The sequence below is a fragment of the Paraburkholderia phytofirmans genome, from assembly GCF_046028095.1.
GTDB lineage: Bacteria > Pseudomonadota > Gammaproteobacteria > Burkholderiales > Burkholderiaceae > Paraburkholderia > Paraburkholderia phytofirmans_A.
On the sequence record NZ_JAQQDJ010000013.1, the window covers coordinates 128745 to 141540 of the forward strand.

The 12796-nt window shown below is 62.7% G+C and carries 13 protein-coding genes; 8 read left to right on the forward strand and 5 right to left on the reverse strand.

What is annotated here, in order from left to right; all coding sequences use genetic code 11:
* Positions 1-126: 126 nt before the first annotated feature.
* Positions 127-819 (forward strand): GntR family transcriptional regulator, encoded by a 693-nt coding sequence (locus PQR54_RS30505; protein WP_012428039.1) that lies wholly within the window; start codon positions 127-129, stop codon positions 817-819.
* A gap of 149 nt (positions 820-968) precedes the next feature.
* Here PQR54_RS30505 and PQR54_RS30510 read toward each other — a convergent pair whose 3' ends face one another.
* Positions 969-1316, reverse strand: a complete 348-nt coding sequence (locus PQR54_RS30510) for a DUF4148 domain-containing protein (protein WP_408252272.1) — start codon at positions 1314-1316, stop codon at positions 969-971.
* A gap of 204 nt (positions 1317-1520) precedes the next feature.
* Positions 1521-3071 carry an acetolactate synthase large subunit gene (locus PQR54_RS30515; protein ID WP_408252274.1) on the reverse strand — a complete coding sequence of 517 codons (1551 nt, stop codon included), beginning with the start codon at positions 3069-3071 and terminating at the stop codon, positions 1521-1523.
* Positions 3072-3361: 290 nt separating this feature from the next.
* On the opposite strand from PQR54_RS30515, the gene PQR54_RS30520 reads away from it, so the two are divergent.
* Positions 3362-4348 carry a zinc-dependent alcohol dehydrogenase family protein gene (locus tag PQR54_RS30520; protein WP_408252276.1) on the forward strand — a complete coding sequence of 329 codons (987 nt, stop codon included), beginning with the start codon at positions 3362-3364 and terminating at the stop codon, positions 4346-4348.
* Positions 4349-4400: 52 nt separating this feature from the next.
* On the opposite strand, the gene PQR54_RS30525 is transcribed toward PQR54_RS30520, so the two are convergent.
* Entirely contained in the window at positions 4401-5273 is an 873-nt protein-coding gene (locus tag PQR54_RS30525) for a LysR family transcriptional regulator (protein WP_408252278.1), read from the reverse strand.
* Between the two features lie 293 nt (positions 5274-5566).
* On the opposite strand from PQR54_RS30525, the gene PQR54_RS30530 reads away from it, so the two are divergent.
* Entirely contained in the window at positions 5567-5926 is a 360-nt protein-coding gene (locus tag PQR54_RS30530) for a cupin domain-containing protein (RefSeq protein ID WP_408252280.1), read from the forward strand.
* Between the two features lie 34 nt (positions 5927-5960).
* Here PQR54_RS30530 and PQR54_RS30535 read toward each other — a convergent pair whose 3' ends face one another.
* Positions 5961-7187, reverse strand: a complete 1227-nt coding sequence (locus tag PQR54_RS30535) for an MFS transporter (protein WP_408252282.1) — start codon at positions 7185-7187, stop codon at positions 5961-5963.
* Positions 7188-7608: 421 nt separating this feature from the next.
* Between PQR54_RS30535 and PQR54_RS30540 the strand changes: the two genes are divergently transcribed.
* Positions 7609-7905 (forward strand): host attachment protein, encoded by a 297-nt coding sequence (locus PQR54_RS30540; protein ID WP_408252284.1) that lies wholly within the window; start codon positions 7609-7611, stop codon positions 7903-7905.
* An 82-nt stretch (positions 7906-7987) separates the two neighbouring features.
* Here the strand turns inward: PQR54_RS30540 and PQR54_RS30545 are convergent, their stop codons facing one another.
* Positions 7988-8305: a DUF6566 family protein gene (locus tag PQR54_RS30545; protein ID WP_408252286.1), complete on the reverse strand. Its 318-nt coding sequence runs from the start codon at positions 8303-8305 to the stop codon at positions 7988-7990.
* 248 nt (positions 8306-8553) lie between these two features.
* On the opposite strand from PQR54_RS30545, the gene PQR54_RS30550 reads away from it, so the two are divergent.
* The 4 genes from PQR54_RS30550 (at position 8554) to PQR54_RS30565 (ending at position 12692) form a co-directional block, all read left to right on the forward strand.
* On the forward strand, positions 8554-8802 hold the full coding sequence (locus PQR54_RS30550) for a hypothetical protein (RefSeq protein WP_408252288.1): 249 nt from the start codon (positions 8554-8556) through the stop codon (positions 8800-8802).
* Positions 8803-8893: 91 nt separating this feature from the next.
* Complete coding sequence (locus PQR54_RS30555; RefSeq protein WP_408208681.1) at positions 8894-9091, forward strand: hypothetical protein; 198 nt, start codon at positions 8894-8896, stop codon at positions 9089-9091.
* A 48-nt stretch (positions 9092-9139) separates the two neighbouring features.
* Entirely contained in the window at positions 9140-9520 is a 381-nt protein-coding gene (locus tag PQR54_RS30560; RefSeq protein ID WP_408252290.1) for a TraR/DksA family transcriptional regulator, read from the forward strand.
* Positions 9521-9911: 391 nt separating this feature from the next.
* Complete coding sequence (locus PQR54_RS30565) at positions 9912-12692, forward strand: ATP-dependent Clp protease ATP-binding subunit (protein ID WP_408252292.1); 2781 nt, start codon at positions 9912-9914, stop codon at positions 12690-12692.
* The last annotated feature ends 104 nt before the right edge of the window (positions 12693-12796 follow it).

Consider the following 12796-nt stretch of genomic DNA (forward strand, 5'->3'; position numbering starts at 1 on the left):
ATTCGACTAACTGTACACACTTAGGGAAATCGAGCAGGCAGCCGCACCCGTCTGGCCAGCCGCCGGTTTGCTAGAATCCGTCCACGCAGTCGGGCGGCACGCCAAGGGATATCGAGGAATAACGGGATGGACGAAACTGTCGACACACGCGACGAAGAGGAGCAGGGCGACGCATCGCCGGTCGGAGAGATCGTCGACTGGGTGGCGCGCGGCATCATCGAAGGCCGGCTGCAACCGGGCGACGACCTGAATTCGGTCGATCTCGCCAAACGCTTCAACGTCAGCCGCACGCCGGTGCGCGAAGCGCTGTTCGTGCTGAACCGCGAACGGCTGGTGGACTGGTCGCCGCGGCGGCGCCCGCGCGTGTCGTCGATGACGCTCACGGAAGTGCGCGAGATCTATCAACTGCGCGTGCTGTTATATGGGCAGGTGTCGCTGGCGATCGTCGAACAGGCCACCGCTGAAGACATCGAATCGCTGTGGCGCGCGCACAAGCGTCTCGCCGATGCAGCCGCGCATGCCGACGTCGACGGCTATTTCTGGGCCAACGTCGCGTTTCGCGATGAAGAACTAAGGGTGAGCCGTAACGGCATCTTCAAGGAAGTGCTCGATTCGATGCGGATGCGCACCAACCGGCTGCGACACCTCAGCACCTCGTTGCCCGGACGCATGCAGCGCTCGTGCGCCGATCACCAACGGCTGTGCGAGGCGTATGCCGAACGCGACGGCACGCTCGCGGCGGCGCTGAACCGCTCGATCGTGTTGACTGCGTTGCAGGCAATCGAGCAGGCGTGGGAGACGGAATTCGTCAAGGGTTGACGCGCTTCATGGGCGCGCTTTGAGGCAAGCTGGGGTTCGGTCAGTTGTTATCAACGGCGAAACCTGGCTTTGCCGCAGTCAAAAGATGTTCAGAATGAAACGCGGTCCCGTGCGTCTGGCGACAGGCACGGGCCGGCACCGCATGTCACTTATTTGCCGAAGTAAGGGGCGCAGAAGCTGACCGGACCGACGCAGGTCGATTGCATCGCCGTATGCGCCGGGCCGCCTGACGACGTGCTGTTCGCCGGCACACCGCCGTAGCCCTGCGTCGCTTGCTGATTCGTGGATTGCGCCGCGACTTTCGCTTCGGCGGCCTGGATGTCGGCCGGATAGCTGGCGTCGTCGGAGCGTGCCGGGTTATAGCCGGCCCGCTCTACCTGCACCAGATCACTGCGGACCTCGGCGCGTGTCACCGGCCCGTTGGATTGCGCGAAGCTGAGAACCGGAGCGGACAAGGCGGCGGCAGCGAGGGCGAGGCAAACAATAGCTTTCTTCATGATTCAGACTCCGAAATAAATACGATGGTTGATTGAGGGAAATTCGCTGAATAGCAGCAGCTCATTCGACGCTACTGGTATTGCGCGGGTCTTTCTTCTCTGAGCGTCTGGAAGCCATATTGCGCTTGCGCACCTGACGCGATCCCCACCGGTTCATTACGAAATTGACATGTTGGGCCCGCCCCCGCTTCAGGGTCCGGGCGCTTACTCGAGCACTGCTTCAATCAGACGCGGGCCACGCTGCGCGATCGCCGAGATGAACGCCTGCTCGAATGCGCGGCGGGAATTCGCGCGCACGGCGCCGACACCCAGGCCCTGTCCGATCGCGACCCAGTCCAACGCCGGCGTGCCCAGATCGAGCATGGCGCCCGAGTTCGGTCCATTCGAAGACGCGCCCACGCGCACCAGTTCGTTGTTCAGCACCTTGTAACCGCGATTCGCAAACACGACGGTCACGATGTCGAGGTCTTCGCGCGCCTGAGTCCAGAGTGACTGCACGGTGTACATCGCGCTGCCGTCGCCGACCAGCGTCACGACCTTGCGGTCCGGACGAGCAATCGCAGCGCCGGTCGACACGGCCATCATGCTGCCGATCGCACCGCCGGTCAGGTTGAGAAAATCGTGCGGCGCGGTGTTGTTAAGGAGGTCGTAGTAAGGCAGTGTCGACGAGACGCCCTCGTCGGCAAGGACCGCGTTCGTGGGCAGGTGCATGGCCACGATCTGCGCGATGCTTTTCGCGTCGAGTGCGCCGTCGAGCGACAAGGGGATCGCTTGCCGCGCGGCGACGCGTTCCTCCGCGCCGTGTGCATTCACGGCGTCCATCAGCGCTGCCAGCGCGGCCGCGCCGTCTTCATGCGGATGGCTGAGCACGGCGATCTCGCAACCGTCGGGCGTGAGCCAGCTGGGTTTGTCGGGATACGCGAAGAAGCTGACCGGGGGACGCGCGCCGACCAGAATCAGCAGCTCTGTCCCGGCCAGGAATTCGGTGGCGTGCTCGCCGAAGTAGGGAAGCCGCTCGACCTGCACGCGACCCGCGCCGCGTTCCAGGCGCGGTGCGAAGGTGTCGGACACCAGCCGCGCGCCGGTCTTCGCGGCGATTTTTCCCGCCGCGACAAGGCCTTCGCCGAGAAGCGCATCGCCTCTGACAAGAAGGACCGCCTTTGAACCTGCCTGCAGTTTGCTGGCTACGCGGCCAACGGTAGAACTCGCCGCGTGTGTGCGCGGCTGAAGCGGCAGCGGAGCGGCAACTTCCACCGCGGGATCCCAGGCGGTGTCGGCCGGCAGAATCAGCGTCGCGATCTTGCCCGGCGCCTCCCGCGCTGCGCGGACGGCGCGTGCCGCATCCGCGCCGACGGAACGCGCGCTCGTGGACGAATGAACCCAGTCCGACACCGGGCGCGCAAAGCCGGCGATGTCCGAGGCGAGCGGCGCGTCGTACCGTGCGTGCGACGACGCATGGTCACCGACGATATTCACGATCGGACTGGAGGCCCGGCGCGCGTTGTGGAGATTGCTCAGACCGTTCGCCAGCCCCGGCCCGAGGTGCAGGAGCGTGGCGGCGGGCTTGCCGGCCATGCGCGCGTAGCCGTCGGCGGCGCCCGTCACGACATTTTCCTGAAGACCCAGCACGGGCCGCATTTCTTTCACCGCGTCGAGCGCTGCAACGAAATGCATTTCCGATGTGCCCGGGTTTCCAAAACAGACTTCCACGTCGCTGGCAACCAGCGACTTCAGCAGACTTTCCGCACCGTTCATGGTGTTGCTCCAAAGATGTCGATAAGGGCGCCGCTGTCCGATCGATTCGGACGCGGTGCCGGCTTGATGACCATTTTCGGCAGTCTCGCTGGGAGTAACAATCGAGTCGGATTGGAAAATTAGTTACGTCATGCGCAAGAATCTGCATGATGAACTGTCGGCGAGAAGGGTTGAGTCATGCATTAATGCATGACAGGAGTGCATATTTGTGAGTTTTCAGACCGGTTTGCATGGGCCACTATTCGCTTCATCCGCTTTCCATTCACCGGTATTTGCACGGAGTGTCGACCATGACAATGCAAGCCCTCGTTCTCTCCCAGTACAACGGACCGCTCGAACTCACCACCGTGGCTCGCCCCGAACCGTTGCCCGGCCAGGTGCTGGTGCGTATCGCGGCGGCCGGTCTCAACCCGCTCGACACGAAAATCCGCGCCGGCGGCGCCGCTCATGCAAAACATCCGCTGCCGCTGGTGCTCGGCATCGACATGGCCGGCGTGGTCGAGGCAGTGGGTGCGGGCGTGACCCGCTTCAAAGCGGGCGACGAGGTCTACGGCATGACAGGCGGTGTAGGCGGCATTCAGGGTTCGCTTGCGCAATATGCCGCCATCGACGCGGATCTGCTCGCACTGAAGCCCGCCAATCTGTCGATGCGCGAAGCCGCCTCTTTGCCGCTCGTGTTCATCACCGCCTACATGGGGATCGTGGATCGCGCAAAGCTTCAGGCCGGGCAGACCGTGCTCGTGCAAGGCGGCGCGGGTGGCGTGGGCCACGTCTCGGTGCAACTCGCGCGGGCGCTCGGAGCGCGGGTGTTCGCGACGGCGAGCACGCGCGACCACGACGAACTCATGCGCCTCGGCGCTACGCCGATCGATTACGCCGCGCAGAACGTCGAGCAATACGTCGCGCAGCATACGGGCGGGGTGGGATTCGAGGTGGTGGCCGACACGGTGGGCGGCGCGACGCTCGATGCATCGTTCGCGGCGGTCAAGCATTTTGGCCACGTCGTCAGCGCGCTCGGCTGGGGTACGCATGCACTCGCGCCGCTGTCGTTTCGCGAGGCGACGTATTCGGGTGTGTTCACCCTGCATGCGCTGCTGAGCGGCGAGAACCGGGCGCATCACGGCGAGATGCTCCGCGAGGCGACGCGCCTCGCTGAAGCGGGGCAATTGACGCCGCGTCTCGATCCGCGCCGCTTCGATCTTCGCTCGGCGGAACAGGCGTACGACGCAATCACCGAGCGCAGCGCGCGGGGCAAGATCGTCGTCGATATCGAGTGATGCTTGCTGCGCGGGCAGGCAGCCGCGAGTGAGTTAAGCGGCGGCCAGACGCCTATCCGGCGTTGGCGAGTCTGTCGACGACAACGTCGATCAGCGCCCGCAACCGCCCCAGCCGCCGAAGATCGCGATGGTAGCCGAGCCACACTTCGCGGCCCGGCGGCGTTTCGCCAAGGTCGATGCGCCGCAGGCCCGGCGTGTTGTCGCCGAGCGCGCACGGCAGGACCGCGAAGCCGCCGCCCTCGGCGCACATGCGCGCCTGGACGCCGCGATTGTTGCTGGCGTACGCGACCCGCGCATTCGGCAGCATGCGGCGAATCCACGTCACGTCGGGCAAGGCTTCGAAGGCGCTGTCCATCGTAATGAGCGATTGCCCCGCGCCATCGCCGGCCTGCGGCGCAACCAGATCGGCGTGCCCATACAGCGCGTACTTCTGATCCATGATCTTTCGCTGGATCACGTCGGGTTCGTCGAACGGCGTGATGCGAAACACGAGATCCGCTTCACGGCGCGAGAGACTGTAGCGTCGCGAGTCGGTGATCAACTCGATCGACAGTTGCGGATGCCGCGAGAGAAACGTGGCGAATACCGGCGTCAGCACATGAATGCCGAACCAGTCGGACGACGACACGCGCAGCGACCCGCTCAACTGCTGCGTGGTCCCGGCAAGCGAACGTGTGAACGCGAGCGCTTCTTCCTCCATTCGCTCCGCGAAACTCAATACCGCATGGCCTTCGTCGGTCAGGATGAAGCCTTCGGCGGTGCGCTGGAACAGCGTCTGGCCGACCGCGCTTTCGAGCGCGCGCAGCCGGCGGCCCATGGTGGGCTGGGTCTGTCCCAACTGGCGCGCGGCTGCGCCGAGTGTGCCGCAACGGGCAATCGCGAGAAACACGCGGACATCGCCCCAGTCCATTGTCATTTCGTTCATAGCAGGATGCGCTCGTGCGACAGGCGGGCTTATCGTACCGAACTTCAAGGTTTGGCGTTAGGGCGATGCCGCTGACGGCATCAGCTTCGGAATGGTCTTTGCTTGAAGGGGAAGAAGATTGACAAGTGTGCAGCGACCCGCGAGTCTCGCTCACATACGCGTGAAAATTTTTGCTTTAACGATTAAGTCGATAGCGGGCTACGCTGGACGTGCCGAGCGAGTTATTGCGCACTGCGTTTCTCTGCAGACTGATAGCTCAATCATCCTGCCCGTAATTGTTGAACGGAGACGACATGATCCAGAAGATCGATATTGGCGCGGTCGCCGGCGACACGCCGCAAGGCTATTCGAACAAGATACTGACCACCGTCAATGACCACGACGTCCATTTGAGCGTCATGGACGCGTCCTTTTTCTGGCACTTTCATCCGGATTCGGACGAGACATTTTTCGTCGTCGAAGGCGTGCTTACCATCGACGTCGAAGATGGATCAATCGACCTGCAAGCCGGCCAATTGCTGACCGTGCCCGCGGGTACGCGGCATAGAACGCGGCCGGGTGGCACACGCTCTGTCAATCTCACGGTTGAAAAGACCAATGCGACGACTGTCCGGTGCGATGCGCCGCCGCATTGGACAGGCCGTCCTGAGTGACAGCACCGGCGGCAAGCAGGCGACAATCAGGCGCCTATCCACGCTCCGCCTGGCAAGCCGCGCCCGCCACGGCCGGCCGTCCGACGATCGCCAGCGTTAGCAGCACGGCGGCCAGCTCGCTGGCCGCCGCGACCCATCCGAGGCTGCCCACGCCGCCGTGTGCCAGGGTCAGTGCGCCGAGCGCGGCGCCTATCGAGAAGCCGATATACATGAACGACGCATTGAGCGACAGCACGATCGACGCGACCTTGAGACCGGCGATGTCGATGAGCCGCGCCTGCTGCGCCGGATAGAACGCCCAGTGCGCGACGCCCCACAACGCGATGGCCACCAGCACGGGTATGAGCGCGGCCGCGGGTGACAGCAGGCGCGCGCTGATCGACAGCGTGGCGAAAGCGAGACCCGACAGCGCGATCGTCGGCACGATCACGGCCAGCGGCCCGAACCGGTCGCTGGCGTTGCCGCCGCTCACGACGCCGGCTGCGGCGGCGAGCCCCCACATGAACATCACCATGCCGATCTGCGCACCGGCCAAACCGGTGACGCTGGCGAGAAACGGCGAGAGATACGTGTAGACCGTGTAGGCGCCGGTGGCCCAGAGCGTGGTCGTCAGTAGCGTTGCGAGCACGATAGGGTTGCGCGCCACTGCGATGCGTTCGCGCAGCGTTGCGATCGGGATGCCCGCTCCTATGTCGCGCGGCAGACCGATGACGAGGCCAGCCGCGGCGAGCGTCGCCAGCCCGGCGACGCCGGCAAACGTCATGCGCCAGCCGAGTGCATGACCGACGACCGCGCCGAGGGGCACGCCAAGTGCGATGGCGATCGTAATGCCGCCATTGACCACCGCGATCGCGCGGCCGCGGCGTTCGGGCGGCACGATCACGCTCGCCAGCGCATTCGCGCCCGGCACGTACAGACCCGCGGACAGCGCCAGCAGCACGCGCGCGCCCATCAGGGCCCAGAAGTTCGGCGCGACCATGGCAAGCACATTGGAGAGCGCGAAGGCGATCATGCTCGCGAGCAACAAGGTGCGGCGATTCAGACTGCCGCTGAGCGCCGTCAACACCGGCGAACTGAGGCCATAGGCCAGAGCGAAAACGGTGACCAGCTGGCCCGCCTTTTCGATCTTCACCGAGAGGTCGGCGGCGAGTCCGGGCAACAGCGGCGAGATCATGAAACCTTCGGTGCCGATCGCGAAAGCGCCGAGCGCCAGCCAGTAGATCGGAGCGGGGAGAGCGGAGGTAACGTGTGCGGATTTCATGCAGTGCCTCAAGGCGAAAGTGATGCGTTGCATGATTCTGGGGGCGGTGTTCCCGGCCATCAATAAGCTGGAGTTCCTGACATATCGGACACCAATGTCCGCAATCGTGGGGACGCGCGTGGACAGTCTCAACGCACTCAAAGGCTTTTGCCGTGCTGCGGGGTTGCGCAGTTTCACGGATGCCGGCGATTCCTCGGCACTCGTACCGAAGCCGGGCGAGCGGCGAACTTCACGCCGATGCGATTAATCGGTGAATTGACCTTGGGCGTAGCGGGTCCGAACTGCTATCTTGAGTGAGTGTAGTCGGCACTGTCGGCGAGCGAGCGCCACGTATGCGCTAAAAATTCCTGCTCAGAGGTGCGTGATGGTCGATGTTACCTGGCTTGTCGTGGCTGACGGAGGTCGCGCGCGTGTTTTCCGGATGCCTGCGCTTACGCTCGACTTGCAGGAAGTCGAAGTTCTCGTCAACGACGAATACACCGGTACGGCCCTGACCGAGAAAGACCGCGAGAAATTTGCAAAGCGGGTTGCCACCTATCTGGACGAAGGGCGGCTCCATCAACTCTACAATCGGCTGCGGCTCGCCATGGAGTCGAAATTCCTCGGCATGGTGCGTTCGAATCTGAGCGAAGAAGCGCATCGAATGATATTCGAGCAGATCAGCGAAGATCTGTTGTCGCTCAGTACACAGCAAATCGAGGCGCGTCTGCGGAAGTAGAGAGCGGCTGCGGAAAAATTTCACTGAGCCTGCAAGCGTTTTTTTTGCAGGGCCGGCTTTTCAGCGTCGAGGTTCGCAGCGTTCAGGAACTGATGTCTGGGCCGTGCGATTTTTCTTCCGCATCGCGGAACCAGTCCTCCGCGCGAGACCGGGCGCTGACCCAGGAGTGCGGTTGCGGCGTCTCGAACTCACGATCGATGAACCGGCGGCCCCATTCCACCGCATCTCTGATCGCTTCTTCTTCGGTCAGCCATTCGGGTTGAACGGTCATCGGGCGAATATCGACGACTTTACCCGCGCTATTTTTCAGGCTCACGCTCGCGATCCAGGCACCGAACTTATTGGTCTCAGGGCGCACGACCATCTCGAACTCGCCGTAAAAAACTGTGGATGCTGACATCGTTTTCTCCTTTAGCCTGCGTGTCGCTGCTAAGCGCCATCATGCCGCAATCCCAGCATTCCGATACAAAGAAAATTGCGTGCGGATGGCGCACGCCGACCGTATTTCGCCGATAGTTAGCATTGGAGAAACCTGCGTTCACCCGGTCGAGACTTGTTCATAGAATTCCACGTGGCGTGCGGCGCGTGAAAGACGCGTACTCGTATGAAGAAAACGTGGGCTCAACTGGTCTTCCGCAAGGAGGCGTTATGGCACAAGAATTCCCGTATCGACGATTCCTGTTTTCCGCAACGATCTCGCCTCTGCAAGGGAGCCGGGGCCTAGTCACGGTCGATGTCACGACCTCGGACGCTGAGCGCATCGCCGATCTCGGCACGCAGCGTTTCCTTCACGTCGAAAGATGGGTGGAAAGAAGCGATCCTGCTTTCCTTCAGGTCGTGATCGACGAATGCAAGGTTGCTGTCGATCATTACGCGGACAACGTCGACGATAGTTGAAGCGTCTTTGCAATACCGCTAGCGGATGAGGGCCTGGTGCATCGTGAAGACGGTCGGTCATTGAGGCCTTAACTTGCATAAGGTGGTGAAAATGCAGGAATTCGATTTCTACATTAACCTGAAGAAGCCGACACTCGGACTCTACGTGCGCAATGGCGCTGGCCTGCCCGACCTCGCCGACAAGAGCGACTGGCAATTCGAGGGGCATGTCTGGCAAAGCGAACTGACACCCGAACTTCTGAAAGGACTCGAGGCCAACGGCCACGTATTTCAGGAACTGGGTGGGTGACGCCCGGCTCTACGGCGAGTAGAGCGAATCAAGCTGAGGGAGAGGACCATGCCGGAGCAACAGGGTGATCTGAGTGACGAGTTCATCGCGCAGCAGCGCAAGCGTCTCGAGGCGCTGCGCCGGGAACTGCTGGGCGGCGAGGAAGATACGGTCGCGGACGGGAGAACGGCTCAGGAGGAACATGGCGACGAGGCCGAGGAGTACGAGGACGAGGCGCAGGGAATGGCACAGAACGAGATCAACCAGTCGCTGCATGACGTGAACGACCAGCGCGTCGCGGATATCCAGCGTGCGCTGCGCAAGATCGACGAAGGCACTTACGGTCTCTCCGACGAAAGCGGCCAGCCGATCCCCAAAGAGCGGCTCGAGGTCATGCCCGAGGCTATCCTTACCGTTGCGGAGCAGAGCCGCCGGGAGACCGGCAAGTAGGGGCATTCACGCGCGTTCAAGCGCACAATCTCGCAGCTGATAGCGTTGGGCATGGCTGCCAATCCCTATCATCGGAAAAACCAATGTTCCTTTACTAACGATCCACTCATAGAATTCAAGGGCGGTTTTTTAGGTTCGTTATGCCAATCATGTGGCGACCAGGCGCGTAGCGCGAACACGCGAGCGCATGCCGGTTGCCGGAAGCCGCTCGCGCGTCTCAACCTGTTCGGCAGAGACGCCGGCATTTGAACGCTGACCAGCGAAGCATCGGTCCCCGGCGCACCACATATCGAAAGGCCGGCGACAGGTTTCGAGCATTCGCTTCTCAGGTGAACGCGTTCCATAGCCTTTAACAACGTCGGATGCCTTAACTGATAAAGGTGAATTTACGATGCCCGCCCTCTGCGAAATCTGTAACGCCCGTCCCGCTGTCGCCCGTGTGACCGTTGTGCAGAACGGCGAGCGGAAAACTTTATCGATCTGCGACTACGACTACCGGCAATTAATGCGGCACCAAAGCATGGCGAACCCGTTCGACTCGCTGCTCGGAGGAGGCGGTCTGTCCCGCTTCTTCGGCGGTCTTGGCGGCGCGGGCGCGGAAGATGACGACGACGAGGAGTTCGCCGCCGAGCTGCCGCGCGAATCGGTCGACGCCACCGACGCCTTCAGCGAACAGACGCTCGAACTGCTGCAGCGTGCGGCGGAAAAAGCCCACGAGCTTCAACGCACCGAACTCGACACCGAGCACCTGCTTTATGTGCTGGCGGACACGGACGTGTGCGCGGCGCTGCTCAAGGAACTCAAGTTGTCGCCGCAGGACATCAAAGGCTATATCGATCAGCATGCCCAGAAGGGCACTGCGAATCCCGATGCGCCGATCGAGAAGATGACCATCTCGCCGCGCATGAAAAAAGTGTTCCAGAGCGCGTTCCAGGCATCGCGCGACCTGGGTCATTCCTATGTCGGCCCGGAGCATCTGCTCATCGGGCTTGCGGCGGTGCCGGACAGTATCGCGGGCACCTTGCTGAAGAAGTACGGTGTAACACCGGAAGCGCTGCGGCAGAAAGTGGTGAAGGTGGTCGGCAAAGGCGCCGAGGACGGCCGCGTAGACACGCCGACCGGCACGCCCACACTCGACAAGTTCGGCCGTGACCTGACGGCTCTCGCGCGCCAGGGCAAGCTCGACCCGGTGCTGGGCCGCGCGCAGGAAATCGAAAGCACGATTGAAGTACTCGCGCGGCGCAGGAAGAACAATCCGGTGTTGATCGGCGAGCCCGGGGTCGGCAAGACCGCGATCGTCGAAGGCCTGGCGCAGCGTATCGTCAACGACGACGTCCCCGAAAATCTGCGCGGCAAGCGGCTCGTCGAGGTCAATATCAATTCCATGGTGGCGGGTGCGAAGTATCGCGGCGAGTTCGAAGAACGCGCAAAAACGCTGATTGACGAAGTGACGGCGAAAAAAGACGAACTGGTTCTGTTCATCGACGAATTGCACATGATCGTGGGCGCCGGCCAGGGCGGCGGCGAGGGCGGCCTCGACATCGCGAACGTGCTCAAGCCGGCGCTGGCTCGTGGCGAACTCAGTCTGATCGGCGCGACGACGCTCAACGAATACCAGAAGTACATTGAGAAAGACGCCGCGCTCGAGCGGCGCTTTCAGCCGGTGCTGGTGCCCGAGCCGACCGTCGAGCAGACCATCGTCATCTTGCGCGGTCTGCGCGACAAGCTCGAAGCGCATCATCAGGTGACCTTTGCGGACGACGCGTTCGTCGCCGCCGCTGAAATGTCGGACCGTTACATCACGTCGCGCTTTCTGCCTGACAAAGCCATCGACCTGATCGACCAGGCCGCCGCGCGTGTGCGCATCGGCGCGACTTCGCGTCCGGCGGACATGCAGGAAGTGGAAGCCGAAATCGCGCAACTCAAGCGCGAGCAGGACTATGCGTCCTCGCGAAAACGCTATGACGAGGCGAAGAAGTTCGAGGAACGGATCGGCGAAAAGCAGACGAAACTCGACGAGCAGACGGAGGCATGGCAGCGCAAGACCGGTTCTGAAACGCTGGAAGTGACGGTGGCGGCCATCGCCGAAGTGGTGTCGCGCCAGACCGGCATTCCGGTCACGGAGCTGACACAGGAAGAGCGTCAGAAGCTGTTGGACATGGAGAACAAACTGCGCGAACGCGTGGTCGGCCAGGACGACGCGGTGCTTGCCGTGAGCGATGCCGTGCGCCTGTCGCGTGCCGGACTCGGCCAGACGAACCGGCCTATCGCGACCTTCCTGTTCCTCGGACCGACCGGCGTCGGCAAGACCGAGCTCGCGAAGGCGCTGGCGGAAACCGTGTTCGGCGATGAACAGGCGGTCATCCGTATCGACATGTCCGAGTATATGGAGCGTCACGCGGTGGCCCGCCTGATCGGCGCGCCGCCTGGCTATGTCGGTTATGACGAGGGCGGCCAGTTGACCGAGCGCGTCCGGCGGCGCCCGTACAGCGTGATCCTGCTCGACGAGATCGAGAAGGCGCACGCGGACGTGAGCAACGTGCTGCTGCAGGTGTTCGACGATGGCCGTCTTACCGACGGCAAGGGCCGCGTCGTGGATTTCAGCAACACGATCATCATCGCGACCAGCAATCTCGGCGCACATATCATCATGGATAACCTCGAGAAGCCCGAGGCGGACCAGTTGCCGGAGAAGAAGCTTCGCGAAGAACTGATGGATGTGCTCAAGGGCCACTTCCGTCCGGAATTCCTGAACCGCATCGACGAGGTGATCGTCTTCCACGGGCTCTCTCGCGAGAACATCCGCGCGATCGTGCAGATCCAGCTCGAACGGGTCACGCGCACGGCGGCGGCCCAGGACATCACGCTCAAGATGGACGAGTCGATTGTCGACCATCTTGCCGACGCCGGCTACCGGCCCGAGTTCGGTGCCCGCGAACTGAAGCGGCAGATTCGCCAGGAACTGGAAACGCGGCTTGCCAAGGAGATTCTCGGCGGCAAGCTGAAATCGGGCGACAGTGTCGAGGTCAGCTACGACAAGGAAAGTGACGAAGTGAAGTTCACTCGCGGCGAGGCGCCGCCGCCCAAGGCGAAGCGCGCCAATAGCCGGGCAAAGAAGAAGTCGTCCGACGAAGTCGGCAGCACCGAGTCCACGGAGGGCGCCGGATCCTGACGGCGTGCCGTGGGCAACGGGCGAGGACACGCAGCGAGCGTGTCGGCGGTGTGGCGCGTATTATCCGGAAGCGGACCTGCTGATGCCTCTCGAACTCTTCTACA